Raw genomic sequence first — 19,004 nt, forward strand, 5'->3', positions numbered from 1 at the left:
GCCGATGTCCGCATTCTTCATCAACCGGCCGATCTTCGCCTGGGTGATCGCCATCGTGATCATGCTGGGTGGCCTATTGGCGCTCACCACCCTGCCGATCTCGCAATACCCGCAGATCGCGCCCACCACGGTCAACATCAGCGCAACCTATCCGGGCGCCGATGCGCAGACAGTCGAGAATTCGGTGACCAAGGTCATCGAGCAAGGCATGACCGGCATCGACAATCTCGACTACATGACGGCGACCTCGACATCGACCGGTTCGGCCTCGATCACGCTGACCTTCACCACGGCTGCCGATCCCGACACCGCGCAGGTGCAGACGCAGAACAAGCTGCAGCTGGTGCAGTCGCAGCTGCCGCAGGTGGTGCAGAGCAACGGCATCACCGTCTCCAAATCCTCGACCGGCTTCCTGATGGTCATCGGCTTCGTCTCGAGCGACGGCAAGATGAACTCGACCGATCTTGCCGACTATGTCGACAGCACCATCAACGACACTTTGAAGCGCGTCGAAGGTGTCGGCTCGACACAGTTGTTCGGCTCCAGCTATGCCATGCGCATCTGGCTCGATCCGGACAAGCTCGCCAAATATGCCCTGATGCCGAGCGACGTGGCCGCCGCAATCCAAGCCCAGAACACGCAGGTTTCGGCCGGCCAGCTGGGTGGCATGCCGCAACGCAAGGGCCAGCAGCTCAATGCCACGGTGACGGCCAAGAGCCGGCTGCAAACCGCCGAACAGTTCCGCAACATCATCCTGAAGAGTACGACGGACGGCTCGCTGGTTCGCCTCAACGACGTCGCCACCGTCGAGCTCGGCGCTGAAAGCTATACGACGCAAGCCAACTACAACGGCAAGCCGGCGGCCGGCGTCGCCGTCAATCTGGCGACCGGCGCCAACGCCATCAACACCGCCGAGGCCGTGCGCACGACGATCAACCGGCTGAGCTCGACCTTCCCGCAAGGCGTCGAGGTCGTCTATCCCTACGACACCTCGCCCTTCGTGCGGCTGTCGATCGAGGAGGTGGTCAAGACGCTGGCCGAGGCGATCGTGCTGGTGTTCCTGGTGATGTTCATCTTCCTGCAGAACCTGCGCGCCACCATCATCCCGACCATCGCTGTGCCGGTGGTACTGCTCGGCACCTTCGGCGTGCTCTCGCTGTTCGGTTATTCCGTCAACACGCTGACCATGTTCGCCATGGTGCTCGCCATCGGCTTGCTCGTCGACGACGCCATTGTCGTCGTCGAGAATGTCGAGCGCGTGATGCAGGAGGAAAAGCTGTCGCCGAAAGAATCGACGCGCAAGTCGATGAACGAGATCACCGGCGCGCTGATCGGCATCGCCACCGTGCTTTCGGCGGTGTTCGTGCCAATGGCTTTCTTCGGCGGCTCAACCGGCATCATCTACCGGCAGTTCTCGGTGACCATCGTCTCGGCGATGGCGCTGTCCGTGCTGGTCGCGCTGGTGCTGACGCCGGCGCTTTGCGCCACCATCCTGCGGCCGCCCAAGGACCATGCGACGCAGACGGGTCCGTTCGGCTGGTTCAATCGTGTCTTTGACCGCGGCACGACTGCCTACCGCGACGGCTCGCACGGCATCATCAACCGGTCCTGGCGCTTCCTGGTCGTCTTCCTGGCCATCGTCGTTGCCATGGGCTGGATGTTTGCCCGGCTGCCGAGCTCGTTCCTGCCGGAAGAGGATCAGGGCATTCTGATCACCAGCGTGCAGTTGCCGGTCGGCGCGACGCAAGACCGCACCGAGCGGGTGCTGGCAGAGGTGACCGACCACTATCTCAAGCAAGAGAAGGACGCGGTCGAAGGGGTCTTCACCGCCTCCGGCTTCGGCTTCGGCGGCGCCGGGCAGAATGTCGGTATTGCTTTCGTGCCGCTGAAGGATTTCAACACGCGCAAATCGCCGGCTTTGGCAGCGCAAGCGGTCGCCGGCCGCGCCATGGGTGCCTTCTCCAAGATCAGGGATGCGCAGGTCTTCGCGCTTGCCCCTCCCGCCATCCAGGGCTTCGGCAACACCAACGGCTTCGATTTCTACCTGCAGGACGTCAATGGCGCCGGCCATGACGCGCTGATCCAGACGCGAAACCAGCTTCTGGCCTTGGCCGGGCAGAGCAAGGTGCTCGCCAACACAAGGCCTAACGGCCAGGAGGACCAGCCGCAATTCTCGATCGACATCGACCAGGAAAAGGCCAGCGCGCTCGGCGTCAGCCTCGCCGACATCAACGACACGCTTTCGACCGCCTGGGGCAGCGACTACGTCAACGATTTCATCGATCGCGGCCGGGTCAAACCGGTCTATCTGCAGGCGGACGCGAACTTCCGCATGCAGCCGGAAGACCTGGACAAATGGCAGGTCCGCAATGCGAGCGGCGCCATGGTGCCGTTCTCGGCCTTCGCCTCCAGCCACTGGACATTCGGCTCGCCCAGGCTTGAGCGCTACAATGGGTCGGCGGCGGTCGAGATCCAGGGCGCGGCGGCAGCGGGCGTCAGTTCGGGCGCTGCGATGGACGAGATCGACAGGCTGGTGGCGCAGCTGCCGGCCGGCTATTCCCACGAATGGACCGGGCTGTCGCACCAGGAGCGGCTGTCCGGCAACCAGGCGCTGTCACTCTACGCGATCTCGGCGCTTGTCGTGTTCCTGTGCCTCGCCGCGCTCTATGAGAGCTGGTCGATCCCGTTCGCGGTCATGCTCGCGGTGCCGATCGGCATCTTCGGCGCGCTTTTGGCGGCCAGCTTGTTCGGCCAGACCAACGACGTCTATTTCAAGGTCGGGCTGCTGACCACGATCGGTCTCGCGGCCAAGAACGCCATTCTCATCGTCGAGTTCGCCATCGAGCGGCAGACGGCAGGCATGGGGCTCGTCGAAGCAACGCTGGAGGCGGCGCGACAAAGGCTGCGGCCGATCCTGATGACGTCTCTGGCCTTCATCCTCGGCGTCACGCCACTCGCGATCGCCAGCGGCGCGGGCTCGGGCGCGCAGAACTCCGTCGGCATCGGCGTCATGGGCGGCATGATCGCGGCAACCGTGATCGGCGTGTTCCTGGTGCCGCTGCTGTTCGTCACGGTGCGCCGCATCTTCAAGGGCAAGGCGGCCAAGCAGGATACTGGGCAGGATACGGGCGAGACACCGGCAACAGCCAACCAGCAATAAGGGTTTTTCACATGACAGGTTTCGAACGTGGCTCGGTGGCCGCGAGGCGGCTCCTTGCGCCTATGCTCTCCGCCGTCCTGCTCGCGGGATGCGTCGTCGGTCCGGATTATCAGATGCCTATCCTGCCGATGCCAGCAAACTGGAGCAGCCAGAAGCCGACCAAGTCCGCCCAGCCGGCGCAACTGTCGCGCTGGTGGCAGCGGCTGCGTGATCCCATGCTGAACACGCTCGTCGACGAAGCGGTTGCCGGCAATCTCGACGTTGCCACCGCCAAGGCCAAGATCCGCGAGGCGCGCGCTAGCTATCGCCAGAGCGTCGGCACATTGCTGCCGTCGGTCGACGGCTCCGGCTCGGTCACCCGCAACAAGTCGGCCGTGGCCACATCAGGCTCCAGCGGCATCTACAGCGAATACCAGGCCGGCTTCGACGCCAGCTGGGAACTCGACCTGTTCGGCGCCAATCACAGGGGCGTCGAGGCCGCACGCTATGGGCTGGACGCCTCGCAGGAGGAGCTGCGCTCGACCCTTCTGACCCTGGTCGGCGACGTCGCATCCTACTATGCCCAGGCGCGCGGCTACCAGGCCCGCATTGCGCTCGCCAGGCGCTCGGCCGCATCGCAGAGGCAGACCGCCGAACTCACCCGCACCATGGCCCAGGCGGGTACGGCAACCGCCGCCGATGTCGCCAAGGCGATGGGGCAGGCGAGCAGCACCGAAGCCGCGGTTCCAACGCTGGAAGCAAGCTTTGCCGAGGCCGTGCATCGTCTCTCGGTGCTGACCGGCCGCCCGCCGGCCGCACTCAGCGAGCGGCTGAAACGCGGCGCGTCGATCCCGACGCCGCGCCTGCCGATGCCGACCGGCATTCCCGCCGACATCCTGCTCTCGCGCCCCGACGTGCGCATGGCGGAACGGCAATACGCGCGATACACCGCCAAGATCGGCCAGGCCGAGGCGGCGCGCTATCCCTCGGTCAGCCTGACGGGAGACATCAGCACGGCAGCCCTGAAGCTCGGCGATCTCGGCAAGAACTCCTCGATCGGCTGGTCGTTCGGGCCGACGCTCAGCGTGCCGGTGTTCAATGCCGGCCAGCTGCAGGCGGCCGTCGAGGTCGCCAAGGCGCAGCGCGATCAATATTTCATCGCCTACCGATCGTCGGTGCTGACGGCGCTCGAGGACGTAGAGAATGCGCTCGTGCTGTTGTCGCAGGAGCGCATCAGGATCGGTAAGCTTGCCACTTCGGCGAAATCCTATGGCGAGGCGGCACGCCTCGAAGGCACGCTCTACAAGGCCGGCGAGACAAGCCTGCTCGATGTGCTCGACGCCCAGCGGTCGCTCTATTCGGCGGAGGATACGCTGCTGCAAAGCCGCGTCCTGCTGGCGACCAACTACATCGCCCTCAACAAGGCACTCGGCGGCGGTTGGGACGGCACGGTCGACAGCGCGAAGCCGGAGATCGTCGACGTCAAGACCGGCCCGCGGCTGGCATCGAAACTGGCGGCGCAGTAACCGGTTCGCGGTTTCCGGCGCTGTGCCCCATCAGCGCGCTGCTGGTCGGGCTGTTCTCCAGCGCGCTGCCGTTCTGGCTGGAGATGGTGGCGCTGACCAGGATGCCGGCCCGTATCTACGGCACGCTGACCTGCCTGGAGCCAGGGCTAGGCGCGCTGGCCGGCTTCCTGTTCCTGCACGAAAGCCTGACCGCGCCGCAACTGGCCGGCATCGCCGCCGTGATTGCCGCCGCCTTCGGCGCAGCGCTGACATCGCGGCCGCCAGTGCCGTCGCCGGAATAGATTTTCCAGAGACCACAGTTGCCCCCTCTGGCCTGCCGGCCATCTCCCCTACCACAAGGGAGATTGCGCGCCCAGCCGCGTTCGCCAATCGCCGACGTGAGCTCCCCTCATGGACTTCGCCAAAATACAACCCATATTGAATCCATGGAGCTTTGAGCGTGACCTTCGCGCGGGTGGCCATTCTTGCCGCGGCCTTCGTCGCCGCAGCTGTCTTTTCTCCCTTCTCTTCGGCCGGGAGCGAGAAGGTTGCGTTGAGCGTCGCGATTGACGGCGCTATCGGGCCGGCGAGCACCAGGCAGCTCGAGGAAGCGCTTGATGCAGCCGCCACGCGGGGCGCCGAAGTTCTCATCCTTCAGATCGATACACCCGGCGGGCTGGTCACTTCCATGCGCGAGATGATCGCCGATATCCTCGCTTCACCGGTGCCCGTCATCGGCTATGTCGCGCCGGCCGGTGGCCATGCCGCCAGCGCAGGCACCTACATCCTCTATGCCACCCACGTCGCGGCGATGGCGCCCGGCACCAATCTGGGTGCGGCGACGCCGGTCGAGATGGGCGGGCTGCCGTCGCTTCCGGGCGGCGACAAGGACAAGGGCGACCAGAAGGACGCCACCGGGCGGCCGGCAGGCGACGCGATGATGGCCAAGGTGACCAATGACGCGGTTGCCTTGATCCGCTCGCTGGCGGAACTGCGCGGGCGCAATGGCGACTGGGGCGAGAAAGCCGTGCGCGAAGCGGCGAGCCTTTCGGCCAACGCGGCGCTGCAGGAACATGTGATCGACTTCGTCGCCCACGACACCACCGAGCTGTTGCAGCTGGCCGATGGGCGAACCGTCGATGTGGCCAGCAGGAAAGTGGTTCTGGCGACCAAAGGGCTGCCGGTCGAGACGCTGGAACCCGGCTGGTTCATCCGGCTTCTTGCCGTCATCACCGATCCGAACATCGCCATCATCCTGATGCTGGTCGGCGTCTACGGCATCGTCTTCGAGTTCACCAGCCCCGGTGCGGTGGCGCCCGGCGTGATCGGCACGATCTGCCTCGTGCTCGGCCTCTATGCACTCAATCTCTTGCCGATCAATTATACCGGCCTCGCCCTGATGCTGCTCGGCGTTGCATTCCTCGTCGTCGAGGCCTTCAACCCCACCGTGGTGCTTGGGCTCAGCGGCGTGGCCGCCTTTCTGTTCGGCGCCGCCATGCTGCTGAGGGTCGAGGGGCCGGGCTTTGCCATGTCATGGGCCGTCGTTGGTCCCGCCGCCGCGCTGACGCTTGGGCTGGCGTTGCTGACCGGCACCTATCTGTGGGCGGCGCGTAGCAACCCGCCGCGTGTCGGCGGTGAGGCCATGCGCGGATTGCCGGCCGAGATCCTCGACTGGCAGGGCGGCGAGGGCCACGTGCTGGCCCAGGGCGAGCGGTGGCGGGCGAAGGCCGACGAACCCATCGCACCCGGCGACAGCGTCGAGGTGACCGATGTCAGCGACCTCGTACTGACCGTGCGGCGGCGCGACGCCGGAAAGAATGGAGCAAAACAATGAGCATCGGTTACGTGGCCTATCTGTTGCTTGCGCTGGTCGTGGTCATGTTCCTGTCCGCAGCCATTCGCATCCTCAGGGAATATCAGCGCGGTGTGGTCTTCACGCTCGGCCGCTTCACCGGGGTCAAAGGTCCCGGTCTCATCATCCTCGTCCCCTTCATCCAGCAGATGGTGAAGGTCGATCTGCGGGTGGTGGTGCAGGACGTGCCGCCGCAGGACGTGATTTCGCGCGACAACGTCTCGGTGAAGGTCAACGCGGTGCTCTATTTCCGGATCGTCGACGCCGAGCGGGCGATCATCCAGGTCGAGGACTTCATGGCCGCCACCAACCAGCTGGCGCAGACCACGCTGCGCTCGGTGCTCGGCAAGCACGAGCTCGACGAGATGCTGGCCGAGCGCGACAAGCTCAACAGCGATATCCAGGAGATCCTCGACCAGCGGACCGACGCCTGGGGCATCAAGGTCTCCAATGTCGAGATCAAGCATGTCGACTTGAACGAGAGCATGATCCGCGCCATCGCCAAGCAGGCCGAAGCCGAGCGGCTGCGGCGCGCCAAGGTGATCAATGCCGAGGGCGAACAGCAGGCGGCGGCGAAACTGGTCGAGGCGGGCCGCATGCTGGCGGCCGAGCCGCAGGCCATGCAGCTACGCTATTTCGAGGCTCTGCACGACATCGCCGGCGAGCGCTCATCCACGGTGGTGTTCCCGCTGCCGGTGGATCTGCTCAGTCAGTTCATGAAGCAGCAGGGGAAGTAGGGGAGGAGCGGCCTCACCGCCGCCAGGGCGGCTCCGGCGCGAAGCGCTTGCCGATCCAGTCGGCGAAGGCGCGGGTCTTGGCGGCTTGTCCCTTGGCTGAGGGCGTGACGACATAGACCGCCCCTTCGTCGGCCAGCGTCCAGTCCTCCAGGATCGGCACCAGCCGTCCGTCGGCAAGCTCGCGGCCGACCAGCCAGTCGGTGCTCATCATCAGGCCGACGCCTTGGACGGCGGCCTCGACCAGCACCTCCGCATCGTCGGTGACCAACGGCCCGGAAACCTCGACTCGCAAGCGCCGGCCCTCGCGGTCGGTCATCTCCCAGGCCGGAAAGGTCTGGAAGCCGGTGAAGCCCAGGCAGGAATGTTCGAGCAGCGCCTGCGGTGTCTCCGGCCTGCCCCTTCGGGCGAGATAGGAGGGAGCGGCGCAGAGCAACCGCCGCCGCGTCGCCACCTTGCGCGCCACCAGGCGCGAATCCTCCAGCGCGCCGAGCCGCACGGCGACGTCGAAATTCTCGGCGACCAGATCGGCGAAGCGGTTGGAGAATTCGGCCTCGATGCGGACATCGGGAAACTCGGCAAGGAATTGAGGCAGCAGCGGCCCGATCCACATGCGCCCGAACGTGCCGGGCAGCGCCAGCCTGAGCAGGCCGCGCGGGCCGCCGCCGGCATGTGCCGACGCGGCGGCCTCGGCCTCGTCGACGGAGGCGAGGATGGCGCGCACGCGCACCAGGAATTCGGCACCCGCTTCGGTCAGCGACACGCTGCGCGTCGTGCGGGAGAGCAGCCTTACCCCCAGCCGCTCCTCCAGCGATTGCAGGCGCCGCGACAGGATGGTCGCGTCGCGCCCGACACGCGCCGCCGCCCTGGTGAAGGAGCGCGCCTCGGCGATGGCCGCGAAGGCCGCCATTTCGGCAAGGGTCACTGGTTCGTGGGATTGCTGCATAGTTCGCAGTACTCAAATGCAAAAGGCAAGGATTATCCAGAGATAACGCAGCAGGTAGGTTCACTCAACCCATCAATCGTCCCACCGGAGTGAAACCATGAAAGCCATCGAACTGAGCCAACCCAGGCTGGACGCCTTCCGCGCCGCCACCATTGCCACCCCCGAACCGCAGCGCGGCGAGGTGCTGATCCGCCAGCGTGCGGCGAGCCTCAATTTCGTCGATGTCGCGGTGGCGAGCGGCAATTATCCCGGACCGAGCTTTCCGCTCATCCCCGTCGCCGATGGCGCCGGCGAGATCGTCGCGCTGGGCGAGGGCGTTGCGAGATTCGCCGTCGGCGATCGCGTCGTCGCCCATGCCAAGCCGCGCTGGATCGGTGGCCGGCCGCGGCCTTACGAGATGACGCAGATGCGCGGCATCTCGCTGCCGGGGTCGCTGGCCGAATATGTCGCGTTGCCGGCCAATTCGGTCGTGCCGGTCCCGGCGCATCTCTCCTTCGAGGCGGCGTCGACGCTGCCGATCGCCGGCACCACAGCCTGGAACGCCATCCGCGCCGCCGATGTCGGGCCGGGCTCGGTCGTCGTGCTGCTCGGCACCGGCGGCGTCTCGATCTTCACCCTGCAGCTTGCGAAAGCCGCCGGCGCCACCGTCATCATCACCTCGTCGTCGGACGAGAAGCTGGAGCGGGCGAAGGCACTCGGCGCCGACCATCTCATCAACTACCGCGCGACGCCCGACTGGGACGGCAAGGTGCTGGAGCTAACCGGCGGCCTCGGCGCCGACCTCGTCGTCGAGACCGGCGGTACCGCCACCTTCGCCCGCGCCATCAACGCCACCGCGCCCGGCGGCACACTGTTCACCATCGGCTTCGTCACCGGCGCCGAAGCTACGGTCAATCTGCTGCCGATCATCATCAAGGCGCTGAAGGTGGTCGGCAACAACACCGGATCGGTGTCCGACCTTCGCGACGCCGCCCGCGCCATCGGTGCAGCCAGGATCGAGCCGGTCGTCGACAAGGTGTTTTCGCCGAACGAAGCGGCCGAAGCCTACGCCCACATGGCCGCCGGCGGCCTGCACTTCGGCAAGCTGGCGTTCGGGTTGGAGTGGTAGGGAAGGGCTGACGCTGGAGATTGGCGAGGCGAGGGTGACGACGATCTCCCCCCGCCGTCGCTTCCTAAATCAGCTTCTCCAGCGTGATCGGCAGGTCGCGCACCCGTTTTCCCGTGGCGTGGAAGACCGCGTTGGCGATTGCGGGTGCGACGCCGACAATGGCGAGCTCGCCAACGCCCTTGCCGCCGAGCACCGAGGAGTGCAGGTCGGGAATGCCGACCGAGATCACCTCGATATCGGGAATGTCGGCGTTGGTCGGCACCAGATAGTCGGCGAGGTTGTTGTTGACGATGCGGCCGTGGCGGCGGTCGACGATGCCTTCCTCGAGCAGCGCCTGGCCGATGCCCATGATGATGCCGCCCTTCCATTGGCTTTCGGCGAGTTTGGGGTTGTAGAGCCGGCCCGAATCCAGCGCCGACACCACGCGCGACACGCGCACCGTGCCGAAATCCTCGTCGACGCGCACCTCGATGAAATGCGCGCACCAGCTGTGGCGGGAATAGTCGCCCTCGGTGTGCGGCACGGCCATGGCGATGGTGGTGTAGTTCTTGTAGCGATCCTGCGCCGTCGAATTGGCCGGCATGGTGTCTCCGGTGGCCTCGATGTGGTCGCGGCTGACGCTGCTAAGCAGTTCGGCGATCGAGAGATCCGGACCGTCGCCGCGCGGCGATGAAATACGGCCATTGGCGACCACCAGCGTGTTGGCCTGCAGCGCGTGGAACGGCGAGCGCGGATCGCTGATCGCCAGCCCGACCAGCTGATCGAGCGCCGAGGTCGCCGCCTTGTAGACGGCGCCGGTCATGACGCCGGCCAGCCGCGACCCGCCGGCGACGCCAGCGCGGGGGAAGCGGGAGTCGCCCAGCTTCACCACGACATTGTCGGCCGGCACGCCGACCGTCTCGGCGGCGGTCTGCGCCAGGATCGTATAGGTACCCTGGCCCATGTCGATCGAGGAGCTTTCGACCTCGACCGAGCCGTCGGCGAGGATGCGCACGATCGCCTCGCCATAGGCGCGCCGCACCGGGTAGGTGCCGGCGGCGACACCCCAGCCGATCAGCTGGTAGCCGTCGCGCATCGAACGCGGCTCGGGCGTCCGTTTTGCCCAGCCGAAGCGTTCCGCGCCCGCAGCAAAAGCCTCGCGCAACTGCCTGGTCGACCAGGCTTTTTTCGCCTCCGGATCCTGTTCGGCATAGTTCCGGAGCCGGATCTCCAGCGGATCGATGCCGACCTCGTAAGCGAGCTCGTCGATGGCGCTTTCGATGCCGAAGGCCGAGGGGTTTTCACCCGGCGCGCGCATAGCGCCCGGCACCACCGAATTCACCCGCACGACATTCTGCTTTGAGGAGAAATTCGGTGTCGCGTACATGATCGAGGTGACCGATCCCAGCGGCTCGACCCACATGCCGTCGATCGACGTTTCATTGATGCCGCGATGCACGATCGACTGGATTTTTCCTTCCGCGTCGGCGCCGATCGTCACCGTCTGCCGTGTCGCGGCGCGCCCGCCATAGCCGGTGAAGGTCTGTGGCCGCGTCATCACCAGCCTCACCGGCCGGCCGAGCATTTTGGCGGCACTTGCCGCCACCGCGCCATGGCTGAGCGCCAGTGCCTTGGAGCCGAAGCCGCCGCCAATATAGGGCGAAACCAGCCGCACATTCTCGAACGGCACGTCGAACCATTCGGCATAGGTGCGCGCCATGCCGTCCAGCCACTGGCTCGGCTCCCACACGGTGAGCTTGTCGCCCTCCCAGTGGGCGATCAGGCCATGCGGCTCCATCGGCGCCTGGTATTCGCGCGGCGTGTTGTAGGCGGCGCAGATCCGGACCGGGGCCGAGGCGAAAGCCGCTTGCGCGTCGCCCCATTCCTTGGTCATGGCGTCGATCGGAATGCCGTCGCCGGCCTTGGCGTCGCTGAGGTCGACGATGGCCGGGGTCTCGTCATAGCTGACCTCGACGAGCGCTGCGGCCGCAACCGCCTGCTCGAAGGTTTCCGCTACCACGGCGGCGACATGCTGGCCCGAAAAGGTGACGTCGCGCGCCAGCGGGCAATAGGGCGCATCGGGCGGCGGCGTGCCGAACCAGTCGGACGCGGTCCTGAGGCTGATGATGGTGTCCGGCGTCAACACCTTGAGCACGCCGGGTGCTGCTTCAGCCTCCGAGGTGTCGATAGAGCGCACCTTGCCCGATGCAATCGTGCTTTCGACCAGCACGGCGTAGGCTAGCCCGTCGAGCTGCTGCTCGACGGCGTATTTGGCGGCACCGGTGATCTTGGCCGGGCCGTCGACGCGCGACAGCCGGCCGCCAACAGCGTCGGCGCCGCCATCGGACGCGTCACCCCGCTTCGATTCGCCAACTCTGATGTTGTGAACGGTCATGCCGTTTCTCCCATTTTAAGGATGGCGCGGGCGACGACGCGCGGCGCCAGTTCGATCTTGTAGTGGTTGGCGCCATGGTCGACGGCACCTTCGACGGCGAGCAGGCTGGCGGCCCGGACGGCGTCCGGCCCCAGCACCTTGCCTTTCAATGCCTCTTCCACGGCCCGCGCTCGCCACGGTTTGGTCGCGACGCCGCCCAGCGCCACGCGCAAATCCCGGATGGTGCGCCCGTCAGCTTCGAACTCGATGCCGACAGCAGCACTTGCCGCCGCGAATTCATAGGATTGCCGGTCGCGGATCTTCAGGTACGTGGAACGCCGGGCGGCGGCGGAGTGGGGGATCTCTATCGCGGTAATCATCTCACCGGGTTCGATCGCGTGTTCCCTGTCGGGCGTGGTGCCGGGCACCAGGAAAAAGTCGTCGACCGGAACCCGGCGCTCGCCGAGATGGACGATCGCGTCGAAGGCAACCAAGGCCGCAGCGAGGTCACCCGGATACATGGCGATGCAGGCTTCGCTGGTGCCGAGCACGGCGTGTCCGCGGGTGACGCCTCCGAGTGCCGAACAGCCGCTGCCTGGTTCACGCTTGTTGCAGGCAGGGAAATTCGAAGGATCGCGGAAATAGGGGCAGCGCGCGCGCTGCATCAGATTGCCGCCGATGGTCGCCATGTTGCGGATCTGCGCCGAAGCCGCCTGCCACAGCGCTTCGGAGACAGCAGGGAAGCGGCTCTTGATGTCGGCGTGGTCGGCGACATGGCCCATTTTGGCCAGTGCGCCGATGGTGGCGCCGCGCTCGCTCACTTCGACCTTGTCCAGCCCCTTGAGATGGGTGATGTCGACTAGGCTGTCGGGCTCGGCGACACCGCATTTGGCGAGATCGATGAGCGTAGTGCCGCCGGCCAAGAGCATGGCGCCGGGCAGGGCGGCTGCCTGGCGCGCCGCCTCGACCGAGCCGGCACGCAGATAGGAAAAATCTCTCATGACTGGACCTCCAGGGCTGCCTGGCGGACAGCGGCGACGATGTGCGGATAGGCGCCGCAGCGGCAGAGATTGCCTGCCATGTATTCGCGGATTTCTTCGTCGGAGCCGGCATGGCCCTCGCGGATGCAGGCGACCGCCGACATGATCTGGCCGGGCGTGCAATAGCCGCACTGGAAGGCATCCTGCTCGAGGAAGGCAGCCTGCACGGGATGCAGTTCGCCCTCCCGTGCAAGCCCCTCTATGGTGGTGACGGTGCGGCCCTCGACCTGGGCGGCCAGCGTCAGGCAGGCGAGCACGCGCTCGCCGTCGACATGCACGGTGCAGGCGCCGCACTGGCCGTGATCGCACCCCTTCTTGGTGCCGGTCAGGCCGAGCCGGTCGCGCAAGGCGTCGAGCAGCGTGACGCGCGGCTCGAGTTGAAGGGTGTGGCGATGGCCGTTGATGTCGAGATGGACGGGAATTGTTGTTTTGGTCTGGCTGGTCATGGGCGTCTGGCTCCAGTTGCTTGACGCGGATGGGAATGATCTGGTGTTGGGGCAGGCGAGGGCAAGGTCAGGCGTTGGTGACAGCTGATCTTCCCCCAAGGGGGGAGATCATGCTCTCGTCGGCTTGCAAGCTCTCAGCACGTGACATACCGGTTCCCCCTATTATATGATAAAGGTGCTCCACTAAAACGGAGGCGCCTCCGTTTATTACGTGGGGGCTGACCCGGCCGGGTTCAAGCCCCTGACACATCGTGGAGAAAAAAATTGGCCGCCGAGCCGTTCGCCATCGCTGAAGAGAAGGCCGAAGAGGCCAAGCCGCTGCGCGCCGATGCGCAGCGCAACCGCGACCGGCTGGTCGAGGTGGCGGCCGCCGTCTTTGCTGAGCGCGGCATCGACGCCTCGCTGGAAGAGATCGCGCGCCGCGCCGGCGTCGGCATCGGCACGCTCTACCGGCATTTCCCGACGCGCGAGCATCTGGTCGAGGTGGTCTACCGCCGCGAGGTGGAAGCGCTGTGCGCGGCTGCCGGCGAGCTCGCCCAAAAGCACCCGTCCGATGTCGCGCTCGAACAGTGGATGCAGCGCTTCGTCGACTACATCGCCACCAAGCGCGGCCTGGCAACCAGCCTGCGCATCCTGCTCACCACCAATTCGACGTTGTTTTCCGACACGTCGGGCCGGGTGTCTCAGGCCTTGCGGCAGCTGGTCGAGGCGGCGGTGGCCGAGGGCACCATCCGCGGCGATGTCGACGCTTCCGACGTGCTGCACGCGCTGTCCGGCATCTACTCGGCGCCCGACACCCCGGAATGGCGTGACCGTTCGCGCCGGCTGGTGTCGCTGCTGATGGATGGGTTGCGGTTCGGGGCGGGGAAATCCGCCACGGCCTGATGGTCTCCGCGATCGGTCCAAGGGCGGGCGAGAGCCTTGTAAACAGGCATGTCCGTCGGTCATGGCAGGGCGGATCCGCACACCGCGCTTGCAACTGAATGAGAGCGGTTGTTAAATTCCTCACATTTCAGGCGACCGATAGGCCCAATGCATGACTGCTCGCAAAGCGCAAAGGACAGCCCGGCTGATCCATCTGCTGTCGGAACGGCGGGTTATCCACCTGAGCGAAGCGGCAACGCTTCTCGGCGTATCGGAGATGACGGTGCGGCGTGATATCGCCACCAATCAGGGGCAGATCGCCTTTCTCGGCGGACACATATTGGCGGCTGCCGAGATCGATACCGACGCTCCTTACGAACTGGCGACCGCGGCCGACAGCCATGCGGCGGCGAAGCGCGAAGCCTGCCTGCACGCGGTGCGGAAGATTCGGCCCGACGAGACGATCTTCATCGATTGCGGCACGACACTGATCCATCTGATCGACCTCATTCCTGACGATTATCGAATAACGGCAATATGTTACGCCATGAATGTCGCGGAGCGCCTGACCCGCAAGGCCAATGTAACGATCATCATGCTGGGGGGTGTCTATCATCCCGCTTCGGCGTCTTTCTCGGGCACGCATGATTTCGATATTTTGAAGAGCGTTGGCATCAATGCTGCCTTTCTGTCGGCTGCCGGCGTCGATGCCAAACGTGGCGCCACCTGCGAGCATTTTCACGAGGCGGTGGTGAAACAGAAGGTGATGGGCCTGGCGCGCGAAAACTACCTCGTCGTCGACAGCAGCAAGATCGGCAAGCTCAAGCGCGCCTTCTTCTCAGCCATGGACGGTTTCGACGCCGTCATCACCGAACATGGCGAGGTTGGACCGGAATCATTCCAACTGCCGGCCTGACTCCGTTTGACATTTCGCCAACCTGATGGAAAAGTCACAAAAAAAGTAAGAGAAGTCTCAAGAAGACAATCTCGACATGCAGGGTAGGGGACGCGTCAAGGGAAGGAAATGCAGGCGTCATGATCGAACAGGGTTCGATTTCGCCATCGTCCGAGGCCCCCTTGCTGCGCGTCGAGGGCGTCAGGAAGCGGTTCGGCGGCGTCAATGCGCTGCGCGGTGTCAGTCTCGAAATCCTATCCGGTGAAGTGCACGCCCTGCTTGGTGAAAACGGGGCCGGCAAATCGACGCTCATCAAGATCCTGAGCGGCGTGCATGTGCATGATGGCGGCTCGATCGAGATCGACGGCAGGCCTGCCTCGTTCACTTCGCCCGCCCAGTCGCGTGATGCCGGCGTGGCGGTGGTCTACCAGGATCTGAGCCTGGTCGAATCGCTCTCGGTTGCCGACAATCTGATGCTGGGGCGAGAGCCGAAGACCCGCTTCGGCTTCCTGAAAAAACGCCAGTTGGTAGCGCAGGCAGAAGCCTTCCTCAAGTCACAGAACATCCCGCTCGATGCCCGCGCTCTGGTCGGGTCGCTGCCCTTTGCCTATCGTCAGATGACCGAGATCGCCAAGGCGCTGATGGGCGACGTTCGCCTCCTCATCCTCGACGAGCCGACCTCGGCGCTGACCGACGATGAAGAGAAGATCCTATTCGAGGCGATCCGTGCGGTCGCCGCGCGGGGTGTCGGGGTGATCTACGTCACGCATCGCCTCAATGAGGTCTTCAGGATTTCGAACCGGGTGACCGTGTTTCGCGACGGGCAGAACGCCGGAACATTTGTCACGTCGCAGACCAATATGAGGCAGTTGGTCGGCGCCATCGTCGGGCCGGATCACGCCGTTCTGAAGGCGGACAGCACGGCAGCGGGACAAAGCATGCCGTCGTCGGCTCCGCCTGGTTCGCTTGAAAAGCCCGTGCTCGAATTGAGGGGCGTCAGCAATGACAGGCTGGACCGGACCAATCTCGAGTTGCGCAGCGGCGAAATCCACGGCCTTGCCGGCCTGATCGGTAGCGGACGCACCGAAATCCTGCAGACGATCTTCGGCCTGCGGCCCGTCCAGTCGGGCGACGCCAGCCTGGACGGCGTTTCGCTGAACCGAACCGATCCGGCCGCGGCGATACGGCAAGGCATCGCGCTGGTGCCGGAGGACCGGCACGTCCAGGGTCTGGTTCTTGAACATTCGATCGAGCGCAATCTGACCCTGCCGCGGCTGCCGTATTTCTCGCGCCTCGGGTGGTTGCAGCACCGCTCGGCGAGCGAGCACGCCAACGCCGCGATGCACCGGCTGGCCGTCAAGGCGCCAGGCGCATCGACCACAGTGAAGAACCTGTCCGGCGGCAACCAGCAGAAGGTCGTGTTCGGCAAATGGAACGAGCCGCGGCCGCGCGTGCTGTTGCTCGACGAACCGACGGTTGGTGTTGATGTCGGGGCGCGCGAGGAGATTTACGGTGTCATTCGTGCCGCAGCCGCGGCTGGAAGCGGTGTGCTGCTGGTGTCTTCGGATCTTTCCGAACTGCTTCAGCTCTGCGACCGCATCTCGATCGTCGTCGATGGCCGGATCACCAAGACGATTGCGAGACAGGAATTCGGCAGCGCCGAGGATCTCCATCACCTCATTCAACTTTCGCAGCCATCGGAAGAGCACGCGGCATGACCGACACCCAAAGCCCGGCAAATCCACCGATGGCAAGGGGGGCTGCCGTCAACCAGCCAGGCGGTCGTTCGGCGTTGCAGCATCTGCTTCAGGGCGAGCGTCCCTACATGCTTTACGTCGCCTTCGCCGTCATGCTGATCGTCTTCAGCCTGGCGTCGCCCTGGTTCCTGTCGATCGACAATTTTCTCAACATCGGCCGTCAGACGACGCTGGTCTCTATCATTGCCGTCGGCATGACGTTCGTCATCATCTCCAGGCAGATCGACCTGTCCGTCGCCTCGACGCTAGCGCTTTCGGGCATGAGCGCGTCGCTGGCCATGGCTTTCGTCGCCAACAACTGGGTCGTCGGCGCTGTGGCGGGATTGGGCACCGGGGCGCTGATCGGGCTGATCAACGGCGTGCTGACCACCCGCCTCGAAATCCCGTCCTTCCTGGTGACGCTGGGCACGTTGAGCGGCGCGCGCGGCCTTGCGCTGATGGTCACCAACACCAAGCCGGTCATCATCACCAACGAATACTATTTCGCGATCTTCGGCGAAGGCTCGGTGCTGGGCGTCCCGGCGCCGATCTTGTGGACGCTTGGCGTCACCATCGCCGGTATCCTGCTGCTGCACTACAGCGTCTATGGGCGGCGGGTCTATGCCGCGGGCGGCAACCCGACTGCGGCACTCTATTCCGGCGTCCATATCAAGCAGGTCACCACGCTGGCCTTCGTGCTGACGGGGACGCTCGCGGGGCTGGCATCGCTGATCCTGTCGGCGCGTTCGCACGCGGCGCGGCCCGACGTGGTGCAAGGCATGGAACTCGATGTCATCGCCTCGGTGATCCTCGGCGGCTGCAGCCTGTTCGGCGGTCGCGGCTTCGTGCTGGGTACGCTGCTCGGCAGCCTGATCATCGGCACGCTCAACAATGGGCTGGTGCTGCTCGGCGTCAGCTCGTCACTGCAACTCGTCATCAAGGGAGCAATCATCGTCGCCGCGGTCGCCTTCACGAGGAGGTAAGGCGCGCATCCGCGGATATCAGCAGAAAATTGCCGGCTCCAAACGGCAACACAAACGTCAACGATCAACGGAGGAAAGTCATGAAGCACTCGGCACGAATCCACTCGCTTTTCCTAGCATTGAGCATCGCCGCCAGCGCGTTCGCCCTGTCGACGTCCATAAGCCCAGCGCAAACGCCGGAGACCTGTGTTGCCGGCGTCGACATGGCCACGCTCGGCCCCAAGGGCATTGTCGGCCAGGGCCCGCATGGTGAAAAGGCAGCCTCGCCCGACGAGCTGAAATTGAGCGACGACGAAGCCGCCAAGGTCAAGGCCGGCAAGTTCAAGGTCGGCATTTCCATGCAGACGGTGAACCTCGATTGGTCGCAACTGCAGGTGCAAGGCATCAGCGAAACGCTGGCCAAGTATGGCGTGACTGTCACTGGCGTGGCGTCGGCCGAATATCAGGTCGACAAGCAGATCGCCGATATCGAGAACACCATCCAGCAGCATCCCGACGGCATCATTTCCATCCCTGTCGATTTCACCGCGACGGCGCCGACCTACAAGAAGGTATCGGAGGCTGGCATCAAGTTGGTCTTCATGGACAGCATTCCGGTCGGCCTCGAGCACCCGAAGGATTTTGCCTCGATGATCTCGGCCGACAGCCAGGGCAACGGCCAGATCGCGGCGCAGATCCTGTCTTCCTGCATGCCGAAGGGCGGCACGATCGGCCTGGTGAATTTCGGCGTCGACTATTTCAGCACCAATGAGCGCACCAAAGGCGTCGGCGAGTGGATGAAGAAGAACCGGCCCGACATCGTTATGAAGCAGGTCGATTTCACCGATCCCTCGAAGGTGTCGCAGATCGCCGGCGACTTCCTCACCGGCAATCCCGATGTGAAGGGCCTATTTGCGGTCTGGGACCAGCCGGCGCTCGACACGCTGTCGTCGATGCGCGCGCAAGGCATCGACATTCCGATCACCACGGTCGATCTCGGCCTGCAGTCGGCGATCGAGATCGCCAAGGGCGGTCCGCTCAAGGCAACCGGTTCGCAGCGCCCCTATGATCAGGGCGTCGCCGAAGCGCTGGCGATGATGAAGGCGCTGATCGGCCAGACGCCGCCGGCCTGGGTCGGCGTGCAGTCCCTGCCGGTGGTGCAGTCCAACGTGCTGGAATCCTTCAAGACCGTCTTCCACAAGGATCCGCCGGCCGAACTGGTCGACGCCTGCAACGGTGCGAAGCCGAAGTGCAATTGAGGTAGGCGAAATCGCCTGGGGCGCAGGGGAGATCCTGCGCCCCAGGCTGGTTTTGCGGAGCCCGACACAGCCGACCGCTCGCGCTGGTTCGTGTCGCTGGAGGGGTTCAGGTTCGGCGATGCCGAGACGAGGTTAGGGCGACTGGGAAATCGGTCCCGAAACAGT

15 protein-coding genes are annotated in these 19,004 nt (G+C 65.1%); 11 read left to right on the forward strand and 4 right to left on the reverse strand.

What is annotated here, in order from left to right:
• Positions 1 to 4 precede the first annotated feature (4 nt).
• The 5 genes from ACFFNA_RS10600 (at position 5) to ACFFNA_RS10620 (ending at position 7,233) form a co-directional block, all read left to right on the forward strand.
• Positions 5 to 3,160, forward strand: a complete 3,156-nt coding sequence (locus ACFFNA_RS10600; protein ID WP_378918006.1) for an efflux RND transporter permease subunit — start codon at positions 5 to 7, stop codon at positions 3,158 to 3,160.
• A gap of 11 nt (positions 3,161 to 3,171) precedes the next feature.
• On the forward strand, positions 3,172 to 4,665 hold the full coding sequence (locus ACFFNA_RS10605) for an efflux transporter outer membrane subunit (RefSeq protein WP_378918008.1): 1,494 nt from the start codon (positions 3,172 to 3,174) through the stop codon (positions 4,663 to 4,665).
• Entirely contained in the window at positions 4,578 to 4,946 is a 369-nt protein-coding gene (locus ACFFNA_RS10610) for an EamA family transporter (protein WP_378918010.1), read from the forward strand. Before ACFFNA_RS10605 ends, ACFFNA_RS10610 begins: the two co-directional genes overlap by 88 nt.
• Positions 4,947 to 5,104: 158 nt before the next feature.
• Complete coding sequence (locus ACFFNA_RS10615; RefSeq protein ID WP_378918012.1) at positions 5,105 to 6,478, forward strand: NfeD family protein; 1,374 nt, start codon at positions 5,105 to 5,107, stop codon at positions 6,476 to 6,478.
• Positions 6,475 to 7,233 (forward strand): slipin family protein, encoded by a 759-nt coding sequence (locus ACFFNA_RS10620; protein WP_111543371.1) that lies wholly within the window; start codon positions 6,475 to 6,477, stop codon positions 7,231 to 7,233. Before ACFFNA_RS10615 ends, ACFFNA_RS10620 begins: the two co-directional genes overlap by 4 nt.
• Before the next feature lie 13 nt (positions 7,234 to 7,246).
• Here ACFFNA_RS10620 and ACFFNA_RS10625 read toward each other — a convergent pair whose 3' ends face one another.
• Positions 7,247 to 8,176 carry a LysR family transcriptional regulator gene (locus ACFFNA_RS10625; RefSeq protein WP_111543372.1) on the reverse strand — a complete coding sequence of 310 codons (930 nt, stop codon included), beginning with the start codon at positions 8,174 to 8,176 and terminating at the stop codon, positions 7,247 to 7,249.
• A gap of 97 nt (positions 8,177 to 8,273) precedes the next feature.
• Between ACFFNA_RS10625 and ACFFNA_RS10630 the strand changes: the two genes are divergently transcribed.
• Positions 8,274 to 9,284, forward strand: coding sequence for a zinc-dependent alcohol dehydrogenase family protein (locus tag ACFFNA_RS10630; protein ID WP_111543373.1), 1,011 nt, complete (start codon positions 8,274 to 8,276; stop codon positions 9,282 to 9,284).
• Positions 9,285 to 9,348: 64 nt separating this feature from the next.
• On the opposite strand, the gene ACFFNA_RS10635 is transcribed toward ACFFNA_RS10630, so the two are convergent.
• From ACFFNA_RS10635 to ACFFNA_RS10645, 3 genes are read right to left on the reverse strand one after another with little or no spacing between them, the layout of a single operon-like run.
• Positions 9,349 to 11,658 carry a xanthine dehydrogenase family protein molybdopterin-binding subunit gene (locus ACFFNA_RS10635; RefSeq protein ID WP_378918015.1) on the reverse strand — a complete coding sequence of 770 codons (2,310 nt, stop codon included), beginning with the start codon at positions 11,656 to 11,658 and terminating at the stop codon, positions 9,349 to 9,351.
• On the reverse strand, positions 11,655 to 12,638 hold the full coding sequence (locus ACFFNA_RS10640; RefSeq protein ID WP_378918017.1) for an FAD binding domain-containing protein: 984 nt from the start codon (positions 12,636 to 12,638) through the stop codon (positions 11,655 to 11,657). Before ACFFNA_RS10640 ends, ACFFNA_RS10635 begins: the two co-directional genes overlap by 4 nt.
• Complete coding sequence (locus ACFFNA_RS10645; RefSeq protein ID WP_111543376.1) at positions 12,635 to 13,123, reverse strand: (2Fe-2S)-binding protein; 489 nt, start codon at positions 13,121 to 13,123, stop codon at positions 12,635 to 12,637. The genes ACFFNA_RS10640 and ACFFNA_RS10645 overlap by 4 nt, the downstream gene beginning before the upstream one ends.
• Before the next feature lie 264 nt (positions 13,124 to 13,387).
• Here ACFFNA_RS10645 and ACFFNA_RS10650 point away from each other — a divergent pair, with 264 nt between their 5' ends.
• The 5 genes from ACFFNA_RS10650 (at position 13,388) to ACFFNA_RS10670 (ending at position 18,839) form a co-directional block, all read left to right on the forward strand.
• Complete coding sequence (locus ACFFNA_RS10650; RefSeq protein WP_378918019.1) at positions 13,388 to 14,008, forward strand: TetR/AcrR family transcriptional regulator; 621 nt, start codon at positions 13,388 to 13,390, stop codon at positions 14,006 to 14,008.
• A gap of 151 nt (positions 14,009 to 14,159) precedes the next feature.
• On the forward strand, positions 14,160 to 14,903 hold the full coding sequence (locus ACFFNA_RS10655; RefSeq protein ID WP_111543378.1) for a DeoR/GlpR family DNA-binding transcription regulator: 744 nt from the start codon (positions 14,160 to 14,162) through the stop codon (positions 14,901 to 14,903).
• Between the two features lie 119 nt (positions 14,904 to 15,022).
• The gene (locus ACFFNA_RS10660) at positions 15,023 to 16,600 is read left to right on the forward strand and encodes a sugar ABC transporter ATP-binding protein (RefSeq protein ID WP_378918021.1); all 1,578 of its coding nucleotides are present in this window, start codon (positions 15,023 to 15,025) and stop codon (positions 16,598 to 16,600) included.
• Positions 16,597 to 17,601 (forward strand): ABC transporter permease, encoded by a 1,005-nt coding sequence (locus ACFFNA_RS10665; RefSeq protein ID WP_111543380.1) that lies wholly within the window; start codon positions 16,597 to 16,599, stop codon positions 17,599 to 17,601. Before ACFFNA_RS10660 ends, ACFFNA_RS10665 begins: the two co-directional genes overlap by 4 nt.
• Before the next feature lie 80 nt (positions 17,602 to 17,681).
• Entirely contained in the window at positions 17,682 to 18,839 is a 1,158-nt protein-coding gene (locus tag ACFFNA_RS10670; RefSeq protein WP_111543381.1) for a substrate-binding domain-containing protein, read from the forward strand.
• The last annotated feature ends 165 nt before the right edge of the window (positions 18,840 to 19,004 follow it).

The sequence above is a fragment of the Mesorhizobium kowhaii genome (assembly GCF_042431665.1).
Taxonomy (GTDB): domain Bacteria; phylum Pseudomonadota; class Alphaproteobacteria; order Rhizobiales; family Rhizobiaceae; genus Mesorhizobium; species Mesorhizobium kowhaii.

Coding starts and splice junctions, on each gene's coding strand:
- ACFFNA_RS10600 (WP_378918006.1), top strand. CDS start 5: ATGTCCGCATTCTTCATCAACCGGCCGATCTTCGCCTGGGTGATCGCC.
- ACFFNA_RS10605 (WP_378918008.1), top strand. CDS start 3,172: ATGACAGGTTTCGAACGTGGCTCGGTGGCCGCGAGGCGGCTCCTTGCG.
- ACFFNA_RS10620 (WP_111543371.1), top strand. CDS start 6,475: ATGAGCATCGGTTACGTGGCCTATCTGTTGCTTGCGCTGGTCGTGGTC.
- ACFFNA_RS10625 (WP_111543372.1), bottom strand. CDS start 8,176: ATGCAGCAATCCCACGAACCAGTGACCCTTGCCGAAATGGCGGCCTTC.
- ACFFNA_RS10630 (WP_111543373.1), top strand. CDS start 8,274: ATGAAAGCCATCGAACTGAGCCAACCCAGGCTGGACGCCTTCCGCGCC.
- ACFFNA_RS10635 (WP_378918015.1), bottom strand. CDS start 11,658: ATGACCGTTCACAACATCAGAGTTGGCGAATCGAAGCGGGGTGACGCG.
- ACFFNA_RS10640 (WP_378918017.1), bottom strand. CDS start 12,638: ATGAGAGATTTTTCCTATCTGCGTGCCGGCTCGGTCGAGGCGGCGCGC.
- ACFFNA_RS10645 (WP_111543376.1), bottom strand. CDS start 13,123: ATGACCAGCCAGACCAAAACAACAATTCCCGTCCATCTCGACATCAAC.
- ACFFNA_RS10655 (WP_111543378.1), top strand. CDS start 14,160: ATGACTGCTCGCAAAGCGCAAAGGACAGCCCGGCTGATCCATCTGCTG.
- ACFFNA_RS10660 (WP_378918021.1), top strand. CDS start 15,023: ATGATCGAACAGGGTTCGATTTCGCCATCGTCCGAGGCCCCCTTGCTG.
- ACFFNA_RS10665 (WP_111543380.1), top strand. CDS start 16,597: ATGACCGACACCCAAAGCCCGGCAAATCCACCGATGGCAAGGGGGGCT.
- ACFFNA_RS10670 (WP_111543381.1), top strand. CDS start 17,682: ATGAAGCACTCGGCACGAATCCACTCGCTTTTCCTAGCATTGAGCATC.